Origin of the sequence: Pontibacter silvestris, from assembly GCF_020907275.1 — a bacterium.
Lineage (GTDB): Bacteria > Bacteroidota > Bacteroidia > Cytophagales > Hymenobacteraceae > Pontibacter > Pontibacter silvestris.
The window spans coordinates 1-20,100 of record NZ_JAJJWI010000011.1; the positions used below are offsets into that span (position 1 = coordinate 1).

The 20,100-nt window shown below is 41.8% G+C and carries 19 protein-coding genes; 4 read left to right on the top strand and 15 right to left on the bottom strand.

Going from position 1 to position 20,100, the window contains the following annotated elements:
* The 15 genes from LN995_RS11350 to LN995_RS11420 all read right to left on the bottom strand — a co-directional run.
* The coding region (locus LN995_RS11350; protein WP_229961189.1) for a hypothetical protein at positions 1-512 on the bottom strand (512 nt) is incomplete at its 3' end.
* Between the two features lie 1,234 nt (positions 513-1,746).
* On the bottom strand, positions 1,747-2,286 hold the full coding sequence (locus tag LN995_RS11355; RefSeq protein ID WP_229961190.1) for a GNAT family N-acetyltransferase: 540 nt from the start codon (positions 2,284-2,286) through the stop codon (positions 1,747-1,749).
* A 123-nt stretch (positions 2,287-2,409) separates the two neighbouring features.
* On the bottom strand, positions 2,410-4,071 hold the full coding sequence (locus LN995_RS11360; RefSeq protein WP_229961191.1) for a M28 family metallopeptidase: 1,662 nt from the start codon (positions 4,069-4,071) through the stop codon (positions 2,410-2,412).
* Positions 4,072-4,151: 80 nt separating this feature from the next.
* Positions 4,152-4,583, bottom strand: coding sequence for a DUF1569 domain-containing protein (locus LN995_RS11365; RefSeq protein WP_229961192.1), 432 nt, complete (start codon positions 4,581-4,583; stop codon positions 4,152-4,154).
* Between the two features lie 188 nt (positions 4,584-4,771).
* On the bottom strand, positions 4,772-6,799 hold the full coding sequence (uvrB, locus tag LN995_RS11370; protein ID WP_229961193.1) for an excinuclease ABC subunit UvrB: 2,028 nt from the start codon (positions 6,797-6,799) through the stop codon (positions 4,772-4,774).
* A gap of 173 nt (positions 6,800-6,972) precedes the next feature.
* A complete protein-coding gene (locus tag LN995_RS11375) occupies positions 6,973-7,353 on the bottom strand; it encodes a hypothetical protein (protein ID WP_229961194.1) in 381 nt (126 codons plus the stop codon).
* A gap of 503 nt (positions 7,354-7,856) precedes the next feature.
* A complete protein-coding gene (locus tag LN995_RS11380; protein WP_229961195.1) occupies positions 7,857-9,596 on the bottom strand; it encodes a PorT family protein in 1,740 nt (579 codons plus the stop codon).
* A complete protein-coding gene (locus tag LN995_RS11385; RefSeq protein WP_229961196.1) occupies positions 9,580-10,158 on the bottom strand; it encodes an RNA polymerase sigma factor in 579 nt (192 codons plus the stop codon). Before LN995_RS11385 ends, LN995_RS11380 begins: the two co-directional genes overlap by 17 nt.
* A gap of 370 nt (positions 10,159-10,528) precedes the next feature.
* The gene (locus LN995_RS11390) at positions 10,529-10,930 is read right to left on the bottom strand and encodes a YkvA family protein (RefSeq protein ID WP_229961197.1); all 402 of its coding nucleotides are present in this window, start codon (positions 10,928-10,930) and stop codon (positions 10,529-10,531) included.
* Between the two features lie 155 nt (positions 10,931-11,085).
* The gene (locus LN995_RS11395) at positions 11,086-11,844 is read right to left on the bottom strand and encodes a shikimate dehydrogenase family protein (protein ID WP_229961198.1); all 759 of its coding nucleotides are present in this window, start codon (positions 11,842-11,844) and stop codon (positions 11,086-11,088) included.
* Between the two features lie 102 nt (positions 11,845-11,946).
* Positions 11,947-12,891: a DUF368 domain-containing protein gene (locus LN995_RS11400; RefSeq protein WP_229961199.1), complete on the bottom strand. Its 945-nt coding sequence runs from the start codon at positions 12,889-12,891 to the stop codon at positions 11,947-11,949.
* A 118-nt stretch (positions 12,892-13,009) separates the two neighbouring features.
* The gene (locus tag LN995_RS11405; RefSeq protein ID WP_229961200.1) at positions 13,010-13,783 is read right to left on the bottom strand and encodes a phosphosulfolactate synthase; all 774 of its coding nucleotides are present in this window, start codon (positions 13,781-13,783) and stop codon (positions 13,010-13,012) included.
* Between the two features lie 6 nt (positions 13,784-13,789).
* A complete protein-coding gene (locus LN995_RS11410; protein ID WP_229961201.1) occupies positions 13,790-15,187 on the bottom strand; it encodes a tetratricopeptide repeat protein in 1,398 nt (465 codons plus the stop codon).
* A 78-nt stretch (positions 15,188-15,265) separates the two neighbouring features.
* Positions 15,266-16,255, bottom strand: coding sequence for an NAD-dependent epimerase/dehydratase family protein (locus LN995_RS11415; protein WP_229961202.1), 990 nt, complete (start codon positions 16,253-16,255; stop codon positions 15,266-15,268).
* 31 nt (positions 16,256-16,286) lie between these two features.
* Positions 16,287-17,033 carry a tyrosine-protein phosphatase gene (locus LN995_RS11420; protein WP_229961203.1) on the bottom strand — a complete coding sequence of 249 codons (747 nt, stop codon included), beginning with the start codon at positions 17,031-17,033 and terminating at the stop codon, positions 16,287-16,289.
* A gap of 276 nt (positions 17,034-17,309) precedes the next feature.
* On the opposite strand from LN995_RS11420, the gene LN995_RS11425 reads away from it, so the two are divergent.
* The 4 genes from LN995_RS11425 to hpf all read left to right on the top strand — a co-directional run bounded on the left by LN995_RS11425 (position 17,310) and on the right by hpf (position 20,077).
* On the top strand, positions 17,310-18,449 hold the full coding sequence (locus LN995_RS11425) for an acyl-CoA dehydrogenase family protein (protein WP_229961204.1): 1,140 nt from the start codon (positions 17,310-17,312) through the stop codon (positions 18,447-18,449).
* Between the two features lie 160 nt (positions 18,450-18,609).
* On the top strand, positions 18,610-18,804 hold the full coding sequence (gene rpsU, locus LN995_RS11430; RefSeq protein ID WP_229961205.1) for a 30S ribosomal protein S21: 195 nt from the start codon (positions 18,610-18,612) through the stop codon (positions 18,802-18,804).
* Between the two features lie 70 nt (positions 18,805-18,874).
* A complete protein-coding gene (locus tag LN995_RS11435; RefSeq protein ID WP_229961206.1) occupies positions 18,875-19,753 on the top strand; it encodes a tyrosine-type recombinase/integrase in 879 nt (292 codons plus the stop codon).
* Between the two features lie 24 nt (positions 19,754-19,777).
* A complete protein-coding gene (hpf, locus tag LN995_RS11440; RefSeq protein WP_229961207.1) occupies positions 19,778-20,077 on the top strand; it encodes a ribosome hibernation-promoting factor, HPF/YfiA family in 300 nt (99 codons plus the stop codon).
* Positions 20,078-20,100: the final 23 nt, after the last annotated feature.

The following is a 20,100-nucleotide window of genomic DNA, read 5'->3' on the forward strand; positions in this document are numbered from 1 at the left end:
GTCTCAAGCCATAAACTCCCAGCACTAAGCACGGGCTCACTTGGTTTAAGAGACGAATTAGCAAGCTTATTGAATTCTAACTTATTAACACTTTGCCCTTCAGCTCTTTGCTCTTTCTCAGTCTTAACTAGCTTTAGGCTTCCGTTATCGGACTCGCTCTCTTTTAAGCTATATAGCGGAAACCCATCATAAAATTGCATACCAGACTCCTTTACTGAAAAGTTGTTCTTTCTAAAATATTTAACTTCTGAAGCACCTTCAACAACCTGTTCTCTTTCCAAAACTGTTTCACCGTTAGCAGGTGCTTCTCCAGAAACATTTTTTGATCTTGTATCTACTTTAGTTTTAAACCACTCAACTATAGTTGTAAACAAAAAAGGACCACTGGAAAGGTGAGCAGCAAACCTCACAACGATGTCAAAAAAAGTTACACGACCAGAGTCCGATGTTTGATATGGAAGCAGTCCTTTAAGACGTTCTGATTTATTGGAAGGTGCAGGAACATACTTCATAAACAAAAAATTAGTCTCTAAAAATTGTAGCTTCCATATCGTTACAGAGAATTAAAAACAGACTTAACTAAAGCACCTTACTTTCTACAACAATGTCTGTCGCAGAAAAAAGTGTCTTTTGGTTAAGTGAATTAAACTTATATCTTTTATGACACTAAACTACGCAAAAATTGGATTATAAGTTTACAAGACTAAAGAAATACGTTATATATTTCAAATAATATTTCCCGGTCCATAAATACTATTTAGTTAAAAAATTACAATAATATTAACATACTATTAATAAAAATTAACAAAAACACAAATTCGTATCATTACCTATCTACAATACTGAAATACAGGCATCTTAGTAAGGCAAATAAAAATTGCAATTTCCTAACAAACGATTGTGTAACAACCATTGAATTAAAAGTAAATTTAATATCAATTTCTTACAATTACTAATACCTATCTCAACTAGGTCTACACTATACTATGTTCGCTCAATATTAGTTACCTTTAATATTCAATTCCTCTATAACCAGAAGTAGAGCTACTTAATTTTATTGTTAAGAGCTTAATTATCTGGATCAATCATCAGCAGCAATTCCGCTATAACGTCTGTATTTTACCAAAGGATCAGTAACTAATTCAGGCAGTGATATTTTATCCTTTTGTTAATTATGTTTGTAAAACTGCCATCATAAAGAAACAAACCTATTAGCAGGCTCTTAGGACCAATGAGAAAAAGCTTATTACTGCTTTTAGCAAAAAGAAAAAAGACTTACCCATGCAACCTTTTGCTGGTAAGGAGGCTCTTATATTCACAAAGCAGCAAGACTGCTTCCGCTACAACTCCTTATCTACCTATATAGAACTATGAAAAAGCATTAAAACCTGTCCTTGCTCCATTCCGAGAGTGAGGCAGGTTTAGTGCCCATTGTCTAAAAAGCTACTCTTCTTACTAAATCACTACATCACCAGAAAAGTCACTTAAGGAGATAATGAAAGGGATCAATTAGTTAACATTAGCATCATTTAAGGCAATGAATGTTGAGACTTTCTCTAGAAAATTGAATGCTAAAACTCGAGTACTTTCTAAGAGGTGCATAAGCCTGCACTGAAACAATTTTTGCTGATGTTTTCTTTTGCTTACCTACGCCAGAATGTGTAGAAGCTCAAATAAAATGCTAGATATTAGAAGCAGGTTATAGAAAGATAAAAATTGAAAGAAATCTATAAACAAGCGTAATGCTTATTTATAGATTTCCCGCTGCATATATAGGTCTCGCTGCACATCCTGACCAAGAATAAACTCCAGTTCTCCTACCTCTCTGAAACCATATTTTTGATAGAAGCGGTAAGCCCGGGTATTGTGCTCCCACACAGTTAGCCACACGACATCATGGTTATGCTGCTGTGCTATATTCAGGCTTAGCTGCATTAGCATATCGCCTAAACCTTTGCCTGTCCACTGCTGTAATAGGTAAAGACGACTAATCTGAAGCGGATTCTTCGCTGTAATGGTTTCCGGAGCATTACCTGCAGTAAGCTTAATATAAGCTACTGCTTTCCCCTCAACTTCTGCTATGATGAATTCTGTTTCAGGATCAGCTAATTCAGCGGCTTGTAGTTCAGCGCTGTACATGGTAGGCCGGAAAGCTGCCATGTCTTCCGGTTTATTATATGCAGCAAAGGTTTCGTCGAATGTCACCCAGCCCAGGTCGGTCAGTAGCTCAGCATCCACAGGTGTACCATTTCGAAAGCGGAAGGTATCAGAAAAAGGAAAAGCCATACATCACACTTTAAGATTGCGAATATAGGATGCAATATTTATTCTCAGGCATTTTATCTACAAAAGAAAAGCTGCTCCTATATAAGAACAGGAGCAGCTTTGAGAATGAGCCCAACTTAAGGCTTACTTTTTATAAGCCTCTCTTACTGATTTGAATTCTGAGCCCGACTTCCAGCTTGGCCACTCTTCTGAGAAAGCAAGGCGTTTGCCCACGTTGAACAAAAGCTTGATGTCTTCTACGGCACCCTCCGTTTTCCAGTCAGCTGTTACCTCGTCAGTTGGTTTGTGGTAGTAATTAGCCACATAATCTTCCTGCAGCTTTTTGCCGTATTCTTTCCCTTTTTCTGTATCGTCTATTCCTGCGGCAGTGAACATTGCCGGAACTCCAATCTTAGCAAAGTTGAAGTGATCTGAACGGTAATACAGGCCGGCTTCCGGTGTAGCCTCAGCAGCTATATAGCGGCCTACTTTGGAAGCCTCTTCTGCTAATATGTCTTCCAGTTCCGACTGTCCCATTCCTACCAGCACAATGTCTTTCGTCTTGCCAGATGGGATAAACATATCCATGTTGATGTCTGCCACTATTTTTTCTTTCGGAAAAACCGGATTTTCCGCATAGTAAGCAGAGCCCCATAAACCTTGCTCTTCGGCTGTAACAGAAAGAAACACTACGCTTCTCTCCGGTTGCTGAGGCTGCGCTTTAAAAGCTTTAGCCAACTCTAACAGAGCCGCTACACCACTGGCATTATCTACGGCACCGTTATAAATACTGTCTCCTTTTTCGTCTGCTTTGCCAATGCCAAGGTGGTCCCAATGGGCAGAATAAATAATAGCTTCATCTGGCCTTTCTGAGCCTGTGATTTTAGCAATTGCATTATAAGACCTATCATACTTTATAGCGGCCGTCATGCTGGTGCTAACTTTCAGGTTTATGGATTTTGACTGAAAGCCTGGTTTTGTAGCGTTATTAAGCGCTGTCTGATAATCTATTCCTGCAGCGGCAAACAGTTTCTCAGCCACAGGCTTCGTTACCCAACCTTCCATAGCACATCTATAAGTTTCGTTCCCTCTAGTATCAAGGTACAGCTTAGAAGCGTTCCAATTGTTCTGTACCACATCAAACCCATAGCCAGCCGGAGCTGTATCGTGCACAATAAGGCAGCCTTTTGCTCCTCGCCTTGCTGCTTCCTCATATTTATAAGTCCAACGACCATAGTAGGTCATGGTTTTACCTTTGAAGAAAGTAGAATCTTCTGCATAAAATCCGGGATCGCTGACCAGCACCACCACTACCTTATCTTTCACATTAAGGCCAGCGTAGTCGTTCCAATTATATTCTGGTGCTACAATACCAAAGCCTGCAAATACTAGCTCATCCTGCGAAATGGACACTGTTTCATCTGTACGTCTTGCCCAGATAACATAATCTTCCAGACCTTTTAGTTCGAAGTTTTCAGCTCCGGTAACAGTCATGGATGGAGCAGGCGAAGTAGTAATTTCCACCATCGGCACCTCCTGTAAATAGCTATCGCCATTGCCTGGCTCTAGGCCCAACGCTCTAAACTCTTGCTCCAGGTAAGCCAGTGTTTTCTTTTCGCCATTTGTGAATGGCTTTCTTCCTTCCAGCTCATCAGAAGCCAGTTCCGATACATATTCCCTGTAACTTTCTGATGTAATAGGGCTTGCCTCTCCCTCAGTTGAGGTACTTTCTGTGTTGGAAGATTGACAAGCCGAAAACAGACCAATGATAGCTGGAATGGCAAAAGGGATAAACTTTTTAAACATGTTAGATTGTATTGATGAATAGTTTAGGTTGATGTTAGGCTATGATTTTAGCAGGTTTGAACTTGAACGCATCAGATTCTTTAAACACCAAACTGCTTTAGATGATGGTTAAGATGGTAAGTTACCATATTATTCCAGTTCTTTTTATCCAGTTGTCCCAAGTAAGGATGAGGTGCATACTCAAAATTATCTTTAAGTTCTGAAAAAGCTGTGATATGTTCTTTTAATAGCCACACATCATGGTCGAAATCAGTTGGGTTTGTGCCATCTCCTTCCAATTGTCCGAAGCCTTCAGGAGTTGGAATTGCCTTTCCTGCTTTGGCTAACAATAAAATTTCTTCAGGGTTTACTTTTTCACTCACCTTTGCTTTCTTAGCCCCAAGGGCCATCCTTATTTGGTCTGTACAATGGCAAACCATCTGGTTGGCATTCATTCTCCCAAACAATGCTTTTGTAGTAGGTTGCAAATTATCAATCCGCTGAAAAAATTGCTGTATTTGCTCTTCTGTCATTGTTAGTGTTAACTTACAAATGTTTACCATACATATAGCCAAATATAGCAGATTTCTTTAAACCACCTAAACATAAGTAGGTTAGTGCTAACACATCAAACAATTAAGAATTGACTCCGCTAAAAACACAGGAGCCGCAACTGCGAACAGCTGCGGCTCTTTATTCATCTATAAGTAACTTGTAAATACTAATCCCGCTTCGCCTTCAGTATTTTTCTGAGATCAGCTAATTCATCACGGTATTTGGCGGCTTGCAGAAAGTCTAAGTCTTTGGCGGCTGCTTCCATCTGCTTTTCTGTTTTCTTGATCAGTTTTTCTAATTCTTCCCTCTTCATGATCTGCACAACAGGCTCTGCTGCAATGGAGATATCTTCCGGGCCAGTATACATTTTTACCTCTTTCTTCTTAGCATCAGCCACAGAGGTTTGCTCAAATATCTCGCCTGTTGACTTAAGCACCGTACGAGGCGTAATACCATGTTCTTCGTTGTAAGCCATCTGAGTGGCACGGCGGCGATTTGTTTCATCTATGGCACGCTGCATAGAACCCGTCATGCGGTCGGCATACATAATAACCTTACCCCGCTCGTTACGAGCAGCACGTCCCATAGTCTGTATCAGGGAGCGCTGGTCGCGCAAAAAACCTTCTTTATCGGCATCCAGAATAGCCACTAAGCTTACTTCCGGCAGATCAAGCCCTTCACGCAGCAGGTTTACCCCTATCAGCACATCAATCAGCCCAAGGCGCAGTTCCCGTAATATTTCTACACGGTCAAGTGACTTTACTTCGGAGTGCAGGTATTTAACTTTAATATTGAGCCTTTCGAGGTACTTGGCAAGCTCTTCAGACATACGCTTTGTTAGCGTAGTCACCAGCACTCTGTCACCAGATTTTATACGCTCATCAATCTCATCCAGTAAATCATCTACCTGATTTGTACTTGGGCGAATCTCAATTTCCGGATCAAGCAAGCCAGTTGGCCTGATAATCTGCTCTACAATAACTCCCTCTGATTTCTGAATCTCATAATCTCCGGGTGTGGCACTTACAAATACTACCTGGTGCATCAGGCTTTCAAACTCGTTAAAAGTAAGCGGTCGGTTATCCATGGCCGCCGGCAAACGGAAACCATACTCTACCAGCGATACCTTCCGTGAGCGGTCTCCGCCCCACATAGCGCGCACCTGCGGTATAGTCACGTGGCTTTCGTCTATTACCATCATAAAATCATCAGGAAAATAGTCGAGCAGGCAGAACGGTCTAGACCCAGGGGAACGACGGTCGAAATAGCGGGAATAGTTTTCAATGCCAGAGCAATAACCCAGTTCCCGGATCATTTCCAGGTCAAACTCTGTACGCTCTTTGATACGTTTTGCCTCAGTCGGCCTGTCCTCTTTCAGGAAGTACTCGTGCTGTGCTACCATGTCATACTGTATCTCATGTATGGCTTGGTTAAGGGTCTCTTTGCCAGTCACGAACAGGTTAGCCGGGTAAAGAGTAACAGCTTTCTCATCTGAAAGTTTCTTACCGGAAGCCGGATCTATGCGATGTATCGCCTCCAGTTCATCACCAAAGAAGTAAAGGCGGTAAGCAAAGTCAGCATAGGCCGGATAGATGTCCACGGTATCGCCTTTCACACGAAAAGTACCTCGCGTAAACTCTGCTTCGGTGCGGCTATACAGTATCTGTACAAACGCGTACAGCAGGTTGTTTCGGCTATAACGCTGCCCCGGTGCCAGGTGCAGTACATTCTTGCCAAACTCTTCCGGGTTACCAATACCATAAATACAAGAGACAGAAGCTACCACAACCACATCGCGCCTGCCAGAAAGCAAAGCAGATGTAGTATGCAAACGCAGCTTCTCTATCTCTTCGTTAATAGCTAAGTCCTTCTCAATAAAAACATCGGAAGAAGCAATATATGCTTCCGGCTGATAGTAATCGTAGTAAGAGATAAAGTACTCTACGGCATTGTTTGGAAAAAACTGTTTAAACTCTCCGTACAGCTGTGCGGCAAGTGTTTTATTATGGCAAAGCACCAGCGTAGGCTTACCTACGTTTTTGATAACGTTGGCCATAGTAAAGGTTTTACCTGTACCTGTTGCCCCTAAAAGCACCTGCGCCGGCTCACCATTGACAATGCCCTCAGTAAGTTGCGTTATAGCCTTTGGCTGGTCGCCTGTTGGTTGAAATTCTGATGTTAGCTGAAAATCCATTCGATAATTTTACAAAAAGTAAAGATAAACTATAACATCGAAAAGCTCCTGTAAGTTTAGCTTTTGTCAATTTATGGCTTTGTACCCACCAAAAGTAGAGCCTGCTGATGTGCAGCAGGCTCTACGGCATTCAACCTAAAACAACAAATTACGAACTGATTATATTAAGCCTGTTAATCTTGTAGAACCGGCGCATAGTTAATATGCTTAACGACAACAGCAGGATGCATCATATGCACTGTTACACAGCTAGGGCTTTCATTTTCATTTAACTCCAGAGCAACTTCTATCTGTAAGCCAGCTTGGCGGTAAGCTGCAGGCAGGCTGTTGGTAGTTACGTACCCTGACCGGATCTGCCCCAGGTAACGCCCTCTACTTTGTTCAGCATCCTCATCATTCTTATTAATAACATTTAGTATGTACCAACCGCTTTCACAATCAGGGCCTACCACCTCTGCCTTTATATAAGAAGGTTGCGGTTCATCCTCTACACAGCCCACAAACAACAGCGCAAGGCACACGTAAAAACATACAGCATAAAGGAAGCTCTTCATAATATCTTTTAACTGTCAGCATTAAATCAGCGTGTAACACCGCTATATAAATTCAGGATTTAAATATTACCTATATGGTAGTTATTAACACTTATGATATGCTAAGCTAATACCATCTCTACTTATGTAAAGTAATATGTATCTGTAAGCACTGCTTTAACGCCCAAGCCTACAAAGAATTTCTAATCTAAGTAAGAGCCAACATTACTACCAGAATTACAGGAGAATTTCTTCATAGCCTGAAAAGAAACAGCCTGGTTATTGCTTTAATATTTATAAGATATATCACTAAGAAAGCAATACAGACAAAAATAGAAAGGCCAATAACACATACCAGCCCGATAGGTTTAGCTTAGCAAGCTCCGCATACGCGGCTAGAGAATCAAGCATCGTTTTCATTGCTTTTAGTTAATGCATGAGCATATTGGCCTTTTTTTATTTTAATGATTCACTTCCTGCTCCTATGGTTGCATACACCAGTAAATAATGTACTACTAGTTTACCTATCGTTGCAGCATATAGTTTACTGCCATGTTCAAACCTATCGTGTACGGCCTGCCTTGTGGAGCCAGCGCCTTATCCGGATCAGCGAGAAGTGAATTAAGGTATCCTCTGTACTCTGGCCCTACCATTACCGAAACGGAGTTAGTAATTTTCTTACCAACACCGGCTGTAACGTTACCTGAAAACTGCACTTTACGGAATGGTGACTCATCTTCGAAATCGTAAGACACGTTTTTTACTTCGTTTGTTGATGCCAGAATTGAAGTTTCTATCAGAAAATTAGCAGACATACCTCCGGCAGCGTACCAATACCAGTCTTTTGATATTTTGCCTTCATACTGCAACCCAACAGGCACAGTAAGGTGGCGGTAACGGTAACGCACTTCAAAGTCATCTGTCTTGGCTACATTTACTGAGTCTGAAGAAAAGTTATTATTGAGCGATGGCAGGAAAACTGTAGACGGATTTAACGCGACGCGCTCATTGGTGCTTGGTTTAACAGAGAACTGCTCTAAAATATAACTTGACTTTGAGCGGGAGGAGTTTTGGGTAAAGCCAAGGCCCGCCAGTAACTTCACTTTCTTAAACAGGTTGAAACCAGTCTTAAATTCAACCCCAAAAGAGAACGCAGGATCAGTGTTCTGCTCAAACTCCTCCTGTGCTTCGCTCATGTTTCTGGCAGACTCTACATCAGCCATAGAAAGAGCAGGAGCTGCAAGGCTATACTTGCTTAAATCAGCTACTATACTTCCTGCTGACTGGCTACCAACCCCAATGTTCTGGTTAAAAAAAGATGGAGCATATGCCAACCCCAAGCTCCAGCGGCTTTTTTCCTTACTGGATTCTTGCTGTTGCTTGTTTTCTTTGTCTTGCAGATCAGAATTAAAAGCCAGTGCCAACGCTTCTATTTGTTTTTGTTGGTTCTCTGAGGGGGTATTACCCTGCTCTTTTAGCTCATGGCGCTGCTTTGGCATCATATCTAAAACAGAAGGGTTAATCACCAGCGATTGCACAGATTTAGTGCTACCTGCTACATTCTTATACGGCACAGATACGGAAACCATAGCCTGGCGCGCTGTCTGGTAGAAAGGCTGTAGCGATTTAAATACTGTACCTGCCTTTAGCGCAACATCTTCCACATCTGCACCTACACTACCTGATTTTGCCAATGCAGAAGCCCTTCTTAAAACAGCTTCCCTGTCGTTATCTGCCTCAGCTACTGTTGCTATGTCAAACTTGCTTTTGTGCTTCTTATCGAAAGCAGTATGCGCCATTAAGCTCTCTGCTGCCTCGGTAGCTTCAGGCACTACAGAGGCATGTGTAACGCTTGCTGTTTTATTTACCTCTATCCCTTGCGCCGCTAAAGCTTTTTCTATAACATCTGGCTCTATGGAAACTATGGATGTTGTGTTCTCAGCCTTTCTGTCCGTGGCCAAAGCATCTGATTGTGGCGACTGTATGGTTGCATTTTTAACTGAGGCTACTGTTTCATCAATAATGTTCTCGTTATTAAAGTTAAATGTAAACAGCGCGCCAGCCAGTATAAAAAGGACAAAACAGGCTGCGGCTAATTGCCTGTACAACACCATACGCCCTTTGTAATGTTTACTCTCCTGTACGGTAAGTTCATGATCAATCCGTGCCCAGAGATCCGGAGAAGGTTTGGCCTCAGCGTCGTGCATGCGGCGCTGGAATTCTTCCTCACTTGGCCCGCGCTTATCGTTAGCTGCTGATGACATGCTCGTTATATGTTTTATCTTGCCGTGTAAGCATACCTTGTAGTATGGCTCTGGCTCGTGAATACTGCGATTTGGATGTTCCCTCAGAAATACCCAGCATTTCGCCTATTTCTTTGTGGTTATAGCCCTCAATGGCATATAAATTAAAAACCATCTGGTATCGTGGTGCCAGGCTTTGAATCATGCTAAGAAGCTCATCTAAACTGTAGCCCGTCAGGTTCACATCGTTTGAGCTAATATTTGTCACTTCTTCCGTTTCGTGCGAAACAGTAAGCAACTGCTTGCTCCTTAAGTGTTTTAATGCCGTGTTAACCACTATTCTTCGTATCCAAAATTCCAACGGGCAGTCCCGTTTAAAGTTTTGAATATTGGAGAACACCTTCACAAAAGCATCTTGCATAATATCTTCAGCCTCAAAAGTAGTGGGGGCATAGCGTAGGCAGACTAGCATCATCTTTTTACTGTGGAGGTCATAGAGAAGCCGTTGCATCTCACGCTTACCTGCGATGCACCCTTCTATGAGTTTCTCCTCGTCTGACTTTGGTTTAGTAAAAAGCTTCAAGCGCTGCCTATTAATGCCTTACACACCACTATGATTCCTTTTTAGATACAATGGTTGCAAGCGATTTAAAAAATTCAGACTTTTTATACTTCTCTAATGAATGCAAAAAGCCATATCTAATTTATGAAAATACTATGAATGTTTTAGATCAACGTCCTCTAAAAACTAAAATATTATCAGGCTACTTTTCTGTTAATAAAACAGTTACATAAAGAGATAAGCTTATGAGGCAACAGAACAAGTTCCAGATATTTAATATGCTATAAGATTTTGGCACATATTTCTACAGGCATAAAACGTGAAAGCCTCTCAAATGAGAGGCTTTCACGTTTTCCTTTAAACTTTAATACTATGTATGATAAGTTTTAGATTAGAACATACTCATGTGCAAAAACTTATATAACACCAGTGCCAGCACAGCAAAAGCAATTGCCCAAACATAACCTATAATCTTATACGCATCAGCAATGTGCTCACCAGAGGCACTCATTTCTTCAAAGGCTTGCAGCCGTGCATGCCCCAGCACATTTTTTGAAAGCAACTGGTACGAAATGTTTAAACCTAAAGCGACCACTACAATGTCATCTAAAAAACCAAATACGGCCGTTAAATCCGGAATAAAATCTATAGGGCTAACAGCATAGCTGATAGCAACAGCCAATAGCAGCCGCACATACCATTTCACACGACTATCACGGTACGCCAGGTAAAGTGCATATACTTCAGTATTTAATTCGTGCGTTTTCTGTTTTATTGAGTTTAGCTGTGCCATAATAAACTTGTACTAATTTTTCGTCTTTTACGGAAACAGCACAGTAAAAAGTTGCACAAGGCTAAGCTGTATAAAAACTATATTTCTGATTATAAAGCCATTTCACTAGCTTACTATAGCAAGAACACCTTATGTACTAACTTAAAATATTTTCCTTATGGCAATGCATTAGCTTGTTCTGATGAGTTCCAGATGTCCCAGGCAGCTATAGCTTGGCGGTAAAGCATTGGCAATCCGTTCACTGTTTTTGCTCCTACTTCTACACCTTTTTTAAGGAACAGAGTTTCCTCAGGATTATATACCAGGTCATACAGGTAATGCTTAGCAGTAAGCGCATGATAAGGCAGAGGAGGCGCGGTATCTACATTAGGCAACATACCCAGTGGAGTAGTATTAACAATCAGATTATAATCCTGTAACAGTTCTGCGGTTAGAGTCTCGTAAGAAAGTTCATTCTCAGCTGGGCTGCGAGATACACAGGTAAAGCTTATGTCCAGAGCTTTGAGCGCAGCCCAAACAGCTTTCGCAGCACCTCCGGTTCCTAAAACCAACGCTTTAATTCTTTCTTCCAGCGGATAAAACTCTTCCAGGCTTTCTTTAAAACCTATATAGTCTGTGTTGTACCCTTTGGTTCTGCCATTGCTGATCCTGATGGTATTCACGGCTCCAACACTTGCTGCAGCCTCATCCAATTCATTTAACAGTGGTATTACCTGCTCTTTGTAAGGCACCGTTACATTAAGCCCCATTAGTTCCGGCTCCTGTGCCAGCAGTTCTTTAAGTGCATCTATTTCTGCTAACTCATATAGTTCATACTGTGCATCGGTTATATCTTCCTTTGCAAACTTTTCTGTAAAGAACTTTTTAGAGAATGAATGACCAAGTTTCTTTCCTATGAGTCCGAACTTCCGCATTGGCTTTAATTAATTTTAATGATTACTTAAGCCCCTATTAAGCTTAACTTCTTGCTTTCAAGATATAAATAGCCTATAGGTTTACTATTATGCTACCACTCTTTAAACTTTTGCTGTATTGTCGCTTGTAAAGCGGTCTACCAGGTAAACCAGCAGAAAGCCTAGTACAGCCAGAATAATGGCATAGGTTAAGTAAGACTCTTGCCCCGTAAGCGCTGTATAATCACCAGGCAATATATTGTCTTGCAACAGGGGTTTTGCCACACCATGGCTATCGGTGTATGTTTCTGTTGTCTTCTTCCAAGGCCACACCTTATTTAACGACCCCACCATAAAGCCTGTCAGCAAGGCGACAGTAAGGTTATGATACCTCTGTAACATCCAGTTAAGTACATGCGAGAAAATAAGGATACCTGTTATGCAGCCCACACCGAACACAGCTATTACCTCAGCTCTCAGGTCTCTAACTGCGCCAAGTATATATTCATATTTGCCTAACAACACCAGGATAAAGCTACCCGATATGCCTGGCAAGATCATGGCGCAGATAGCTATGGCACCCGATAAAAATATAAACCGAAGTGCTTCCGGTGTCTGTGCAGGAGTTGCCACTGTTATATAATAAGCCAGGGCAACTCCTATTAAGCCGGCCACCACTACACCAGCAGTCCAGCGGGTTATGTTTTTACCTACAACCAGTGCAGAGGCTACTATCAGTCCGAAAAAGAACGACCACAGCATCTCCGGGTAATTCTCCAGAAGGTATAGAATAACCCTTGCCAGCGATGCAACAGAAAACCCAATGCCAGCCAACAGTACTACTAAAAAATTCCCGTTGATATGGCGCCAGAAACCTGCCAGGTTAAAGCGCAACAACAGCTTTATAGCCTCACCATTAACGGAGCGTATAGACCCAAGCAATTCTTCGTAAATACCAGTAATAAAGGCAATTGTACCTCCTGATACACCCGGCACTACATCGGCAGCTCCCATGGCCGCACCTTTAGCAAATAGCAATAGGTTTTCTCTAAGCGATCTGTTTTTCATGTACTATAACAATGGTTTACACTTCTTCTGCGATACTCACAATGAAAATTGCCCGTTTGGGTACACCAACGGGCAATTTATAGTTTTATATTGATATCTATTAATATTTAACCAATTCCTAACATGGTTTTTCCATATTAAGGAAGTGTGTAAAGGTATCACCACGCAAGCCTAAACGGATTGTTTCCAAAGGAATAACCTCACTCGGCGCAATATTACCAAGGTTAACATTTGCTCCCAATAGTTTAATAAACCACACCTGCTGTTCTTTCTGTGGAGCCTCCCAAATAATTTTTTCAAAAGGAATTTTAGTCAGAATCTCCTCTACCAGACCGCTTCTGACCTCTCCGGTTGATCTGAACAACCCAACGTTACCTCCTTCACGGGCCTCCCCAATCACTTTCCAAGCACCGGCATCTAATTCTTCCTGCATAAGCTTAATCCACTTATAAGGAGGAATTATTTTTTCGGCATCTTTAGATCCAACTTCTGAAAGCACTGTTACCTGTTCGGCAAGTTTTTGGATGTATTCGCATTTCTGATCATGATCCAGTTCGATAGAACCATCTGATACTTCTGCAAATGTCATCTCGTACTTATCCAGCACACGACGATAATCATCAAACTGATCACGCACAATAAAAGCCTCGAACAGCGTACCGCCAAAATAAACAGGTATGCCGGCACTTCTGTAAGCATCCAGCTTTCCTTTTAGGTTAGGCACCACATATGAGGTCGACCAGCCTAGCTTTACAATGTCTATATACTCTCCGGCAACTTCTAGTAAGTCTTCTACCTCTCTTATGCTCAGGCCCTTGTCCATGGCCATAGTATAACCTTTATCACGTGGTTTAGCGTCGCGTTCCGGGAGGTTGTTAAGCGTGTAGTTCATTTAAATTTACTTACGATACTGATCAATTAATCTGGATAAAGCACGTTGTGACTCCAGTTCTGGAAAGAACTCAAACAGCAACTTGTGCTTGTCGAAGTCCAAAATTAATGCATTTTCCAGATAATTGTATGCTTCTCTATATTTTCCTGCCGAAAGCATATAGGCACACGCCCTGTAATACAGCTCTGCTTCTTTAGGCTGAAGCTCTATTGCATTCAGTATGATATCGATAGCCTCCTCAAAATTACCTTGTTCGTAAAGTATAATGGACCAGTTAAGATAAATATTTTTATCGCCAGGCTGAATTTCCGCGGCACGCTCATAGCTTTCCAGTGCCGACACCACATGACCTACATGATATTCTGCTGCGGCCAGGGCTATCCAGTATTCAGGGCTATCGTCGTACAGGTTAACAGCTTTCTTAAAAAAATGTACCGCCTCATACCATTTGCCCTGCGCATCCAGAATAACGCCTATACCAAACCAAGCCTCATCCATTTCCGGATCAAGGTCTATGGACTTTTGGTAATAGCGCCTGGCAAGGTCCCAGTGCTGTAACTTTTCATAGCATTCGCCTATGTTGCAGTAAACTTCTGCCGAGGGAGTGTCATGCTCTATCATAGCATTGAAAGCCTCGATAGCTTTACTGTACTCGCCTATAAAAACATAAGCATTAGCCATGTTATTGTAAGCTGTAACAAAGCTTGGCTTTATAATGGTTGCATAGTCGTAAGCAGCAATAGCCTTATCGTAAGCACCTATTTTATTATATACATTCCCCAGGTTAAACCATGCTACATCTGAATAAGGATCATTATCCACAAACTCCTGGAAAAAAGAAAGATGCTCTTTCATACTTCCGGTAATATCCATACAGTAGATAATTTCCTGCATGGCTGCTTCGTTTTCCAGATTCAGCGCTATACACTTTTTATAGTACTTAATAGCTGAGCTTAACTTACCCCAGCTTTGGTAAGCTAAACCAATGTTGAAGAAAATGTCATCCCGATCTTCCGCAAAAGCCAAGGCTTTTTTAAAATAACCGATAGCATCCCGATACTCACCGCGCTGCGTGAAAATGATACCTCTGGTCAGCATTACATCCGGATTCTCCGGCTCCACATCAGCTACCTGGTTTATTAACATAAGCGCATCATCAAAGCTGCCGGACATAGCCAGCAACTGCGCTTTATCAATTAAAAGCTCTGTAGAAAAAGGGTATTGGGCAATGGCTGAGTCGCATGCGGCTAAAGCCTTTTTATATTCAAAATTAGCGGTATAATGGTCTATTATAAACTCAAAATCATTAAGATCGAAAAATACGGTCTCGTTACTTCCGAGCATCTGCTCGAAACGCTGTATCAGTTCCAGCTCTTCGCTGTGTTCTTCAAAGTTTTCTTTCATCTCCAATATCCAACCAGCTGCTATAAACAGCCTTTGTCATACTACATTTTAACCGTGCAAATAGTTTAGTCACAGGCACTATACAGCCGGTTTTGAGGCACCTTTGTTTGCCTCCTGAAGCTGTCTGCAGCTCCAGGAAATTGTATCAGAAAGCGCCCTGAATTGTAAACCAATGGCTTCCTGCACTTTATCACTTTGAAACAAATGGCTCTTTCCTGCTACTCGTGCTGTATCTTTTGTAATGAGCGGCCGGCCACCTGTAAACCAGGCACGCATATGCTCCAGGCGCCACACCACCTCCGCTATTACCGGAGGCACTTTAACAGCGGGTGCTTTTTTCCCAAAGCAGGCAGCAGCCTCCTCAAAGAACTCTTTGTAAGAAAGCTGTCCGGCATTTAATATAAATCTTTCTCCAGAGATATCCGAAAAAGTTAAGCGCAACATTGCTTCCACTACATCCCGGACATCTACAAAGTTTGCGCTACCGACTGTGTAAAAAGAGTTTTCATTAAAAACGTATTTAAACAACTGTGTACTGCTCCGGCTCCAGTCAGCAGGCCCTAACACTACAGACGGATTTACGATTACAGCGCTGAGCCCTTCTGCCACACCCCGCCACACTTCCAGCTCTCCCCAATATTTTGAGCTGGCATAGGCCGAGTGATCTTCAGCTGCATCCCATTTATTCTTCTCGGTGAGCAAGTTTTCTCCTTTAGAGCGGCCTATTGCTGCAATAGAGCTTACATGGCACAGTTTAATGTCTCCAGCCTCTATACAGGCATCTACGATATTGGCTGTACCCTCTATGTTTATCTGCTTCAGCAATGCTTCATCTTGTGGTGCATAAGAAACAAGCCCTGCGCAATGGAACACATAGCGCACTTCCTGTAAAGCTTTTCTCAGCAAAACAGGGTCCAGAACATCGCCTTCCAGCCACTCTACCTGATCGCCCCCAGGCAAAACAGGCACCTGCTCCCGGTAGAGTGCCCTTACACAATGCCCCTGCTGCACAAGCCCTTCAATCAAAAAGCTGCCGATCAGGCCACTGCCGCCTGTTACAAATATCATATTATAAGAGGAGTTTAAACTTAGGAGGATTTTAAAGTTTACTATTAAGCACTGGCAACGCTAATGCCTTAGACAGATACTTACACTTTAGCACTTTCTTTAGTGAATCAGTATGTTTGAGGCCATGGGCATCAGAACCCAGGAAATCAACCAACCCTTCATCCACAAGCCGCTCTGCCATATCTTTTGCACCTGCTGAATAATAACCGACTAAAGAGTTTAGATTGGGTTGAAAAAGAACACCAAGCTCCTTTAACGCTACCAATTCATTGAACTTACCATAAAAGTAAGTATAACGCTCCGGATGAGCCAGCACAGGAGTATACCCTCTGGCACGCATCCTGAAGATGGCTTCTTTCAGGTTGAGAGGCTCATTCATGAAAGAGGTTTCGAAAAGCAGGTAGTTGTCTCCGAAGGTTAGTAGTTCTTCCCCATTATTCAGTTTTTGCAGCAAACCCTCATCCAGGTAATTTTCAGCAGCACAAGCAAGCTCTATTTTTATGCCTGTTCCGTCTACTGCGGTACGTAACAGTTCCAGTCGCTCCCGTATTCCATCGGGAGTGTTCTGGTAAAAATCACTCATAATGTGTGGCGTCATGATGAGTTTACGGTAGCCCAGTTCTTTCATGGCTAACACCAGCTCCAGCGAACGTTCCAGGCTATCTGCACCATCATCTAAGCCAGGAAGTATATGTGAATGCATATCAACCTCCAATGCGCTGAAAGAATCTTCTACAGTATTACTTCCTCTAAACAAGTTCTTAAAAAACTCCATCATGATGTGCAAAATAAAGATTTGCTGATCGTAATTAACCACGGCCAGCTTAGTAGTGCATTTACATTCAAAATAACACAATTAATACACTCCATCAAAATACGTGCCCAGGCAAGAACAGGCATTATAATATGTATTCATGCATACGAAATATTAAACTGCACAGATCAATATAGATTTAACAATATACAAAAAACAACTGTTAGGCTGAGTTCGTAGTTGATCCTACATAATCATACTACCACAACCTTCAGATGTAGCAAAAGCTTCAGAACTACCATGGAATTCAAAACAACAGAAAACCAACGCTTAATTGCAGATATGGTCCGTGATTTTGGTGCAAAGCATATTAAGCCTTACATGCGCGACTGGGACGAGAGCCAGGAGTTTCCGGTGGAAGTTTTTAAGCAACTCGGCGAGTCAGGTCTGATGGGCGTACTGGTACCGTCACAATACGGTGGCTCTGGCTTTGGCTATATTGAATACGTTACCGCCATTGCAGAGCTAGCCAAAACAGATGCCTCTATCGGACTTTCCATGGCAGCTCACAACTCTCTCTGTACCGGGCATATCTTACAGTTCGGAAATGAAGAACAAAAGCAGCAGTATTTACCTAAGCTAGCGACAGCAGAATGGATTGGAGCCTGGGGTTTGACCGAACCAAACACCGGGTCTGATGCAGGCAACATGCGCACTGTTGCAGTACAAGATGGAGACTTCTGGATTATAAATGGTGCTAAAAATTTTATAACTCATGGCAAGTCCGGCAATGTGGCAGTGGTTATTGTAAGAACAGGTGAAGCAGGCGATGCCCATAGTATGACAGCCTTTATAATAGAGAAAGGCACTTCTGGTTTTAGCGCTGGCCGTAAAGAAGACAAACTTGGCATGCGAGCCTCTGAAACAACTGAGCTTGTTTTTGAGGATTGCCGCATTCATAAAGACCAGGTAATAGGTAATGTAGGAGAAGGCTTTGTACAAGCTATGAAAGTATTGGACGGTGGCCGTATCTCGATAGCGGCCCTTTCTTTGGGTATAGCACAGGGTGCTTTTGAGGCAGCTTTAGCTTACTCAAAAGAACGTCACCAGTTTAACCAACCTATCTCCGGTTTTCAGGGTATTGCTTTTAAACTGGCAGACATGGCAACAGAAATAGAAGCAGCTTCTTTATTAACTTACCAGGCAGCAGATATGAAAAACCGCGGCTTAGATGTAAACAAAGAATCGGCTATGGCAAAGTATTATGCCTCAGAGATATCGGTAAGAGTAGCAAACGAGGCTGTACAGATTTTTGGTGGTTACGGGTTCACAAAAGACTATCCTGCAGAGAAATATTACCGCGACGCAAAGCTTTGCACCATTGGCGAGGGAACAAGTGAGATACAAAAGCTTGTTATATCCAGAGCAATACTTAAATAAAAGTCTGCCTAATGTGTAAACAAGGCTACAATAGTTCGTATATTCGTGTATACATGGGTACTTAAGCAAACAGATTTTATATTTTTTTGCCCAAACTATTGATTTTTAAGTAAAAGCTTGTGTAAATTTGCAACCCTAATTCTAAGAGAAGAGAGAAAAAATGATTATTGTAAACGTAAAGGATAACGAGTCTGTAGACCGAGCTTTAAAGAGATTTAAGAAGAAATTCGAAAGAACAGGTGTTCTGAAAGAATTAAGATCTAGAACCTATTTCGAAAAACCATCTGTATCTAAAAGAAAGCAAAAAGAAAGAGCTAGATACAAGCAACACCTGTTTGCTGAGCAAAACTACTAGTCTTTCTACTAAAGATATTTATTTTTCCATAACTTAGTGTACCTGATCTACTCATCAGGTACACTAAGTTATGGATTTATTTTTCAAGTACCTACAGTACGAAAAGCGGTACAGCCCGCATACTCTTACCTCCTACTATACAGATCTGGGACAATTTTCTCAGTATCTGAATGAAGTATACCAAATTACTGATCCTGCCGAAGCAGATCATACTATTATCCGTTCCTGGTTACTGACACTGGTTCAGAACAATATCAAACCACGGTCCATTAATCGTAAAATTGCCTGTCTGCGTTCTTACTATAGGTTTCTGCTGGCACAGCAGCGTGTGCAGACAAACCCAATGTTGCGCATAAAAGCACCTAAGGCAACTAAAAAGCTACCTGCTTTTGTACACGAAGAGCCTTTCAACCACCTACTTGATACCTTTGAATTCGAAGAAAATTTTGAGGGTCAGCGCGACCGCCTGATTCTGGAGTTTTTGTATGGCACAGGTATAAGACTTGCAGAACTTACAGGCATAGAACACACTGATATTGAACTGCGTGCAAAAACTGTAAGGGTGTTAGGCAAGGGAAACAAAGAGCGTATCGTGCCCCTAAACGACTCTTTACTCCATAGCATCGAAACTTATCTGGAGTACAAGAAAAGCCAGTTTGACAATAACAATTCAGGAAATCTGCTCGTTACCAATAAGGCGCGACCGCTTTATCCGAAGTTTGTTTATCGCGTTGTAAAAAAGTATATAAACATGATCACGACCTCTGAACATAGCAGCCCGCATACGTTACGACATTCTTTCGCTACGCACTTGCTTAATAAGGGGGCAGATCTTAATGCGATAAAAGATTTGCTGGGACACGCCAGCTTAGCGGCAACGCAGGTTTATACACACAATTCTATTGATAAGCTTAAGTCGATTTTCGAGAAAGCTCATCCAAAAGCATAACTTTAACCATTAAATGTAACGACTATGAAGCTACAGATGAATTCAGTTCACTATGAGGCTAGTAAGGAGCTTACTGATTTTATAACACAGAAAGTAAATAAACTAGATACGTTCTACGACAACATATTAGACGGAGAAGTCTTTCTTAAACCTAACAATACCGAGGGTACTGACACAAGAACAGTTGAAATCAGGCTGTTTGTACCAGGTACTACCCTTTTCTCTCAAGCAGATGCCCCATCTTTTGAAGCTGCTGCTGATGCTGCAGTGGAGGCAATGCGACGCCAACTAAAAAAGCACAAAGAAAAACAATCGGCGCACTAAAACTTTATAACATACTAAAAAGA

Bases quoted from the DNA above. Each gene is read 5' to 3' on its own strand.
- LN995_RS11355 (WP_229961190.1), bottom strand. From the start codon at position 2,286: ATGGCTTTTCCTTTTTCTGATACCTTCCGCTTTCGAAATGGTACACCT.
- LN995_RS11360 (WP_229961191.1), bottom strand. From the start codon at position 4,071: ATGTTTAAAAAGTTTATCCCTTTTGCCATTCCAGCTATCATTGGTCTG.
- LN995_RS11365 (WP_229961192.1), bottom strand. From the start codon at position 4,583: ATGACAGAAGAGCAAATACAGCAATTTTTTCAGCGGATTGATAATTTG.
- uvrB (WP_229961193.1), bottom strand. From the start codon at position 6,799: ATGGATTTTCAGCTAACATCAGAATTTCAACCAACAGGCGACCAGCCA.
- LN995_RS11375 (WP_229961194.1), bottom strand. From the start codon at position 7,353: ATGAAGAGCTTCCTTTATGCTGTATGTTTTTACGTGTGCCTTGCGCTG.
- LN995_RS11380 (WP_229961195.1), bottom strand. From the start codon at position 9,596: ATGTCATCAGCAGCTAACGATAAGCGCGGGCCAAGTGAGGAAGAATTC.
- LN995_RS11390 (WP_229961197.1), bottom strand. From the start codon at position 10,930: ATGGCACAGCTAAACTCAATAAAACAGAAAACGCACGAATTAAATACT.
- LN995_RS11395 (WP_229961198.1), bottom strand. From the start codon at position 11,844: ATGCGGAAGTTCGGACTCATAGGAAAGAAACTTGGTCATTCATTCTCT.
- LN995_RS11400 (WP_229961199.1), bottom strand. From the start codon at position 12,891: ATGAAAAACAGATCGCTTAGAGAAAACCTATTGCTATTTGCTAAAGGT.
- LN995_RS11405 (WP_229961200.1), bottom strand. From the start codon at position 13,783: ATGAACTACACGCTTAACAACCTCCCGGAACGCGACGCTAAACCACGT.
- LN995_RS11410 (WP_229961201.1), bottom strand. From the start codon at position 15,187: ATGAAAGAAAACTTTGAAGAACACAGCGAAGAGCTGGAACTGATACAG.
- LN995_RS11415 (WP_229961202.1), bottom strand. From the start codon at position 16,255: ATGATATTTGTAACAGGCGGCAGTGGCCTGATCGGCAGCTTTTTGATT.
- LN995_RS11420 (WP_229961203.1), bottom strand. From the start codon at position 17,033: ATGATGGAGTTTTTTAAGAACTTGTTTAGAGGAAGTAATACTGTAGAA.
- LN995_RS11425 (WP_229961204.1), top strand. From the start codon at position 17,310: ATGGAATTCAAAACAACAGAAAACCAACGCTTAATTGCAGATATGGTC.
- rpsU (WP_229961205.1), top strand. From the start codon at position 18,610: ATGATTATTGTAAACGTAAAGGATAACGAGTCTGTAGACCGAGCTTTA.
- LN995_RS11435 (WP_229961206.1), top strand. From the start codon at position 18,875: ATGGATTTATTTTTCAAGTACCTACAGTACGAAAAGCGGTACAGCCCG.
- hpf (WP_229961207.1), top strand. From the start codon at position 19,778: ATGAAGCTACAGATGAATTCAGTTCACTATGAGGCTAGTAAGGAGCTT.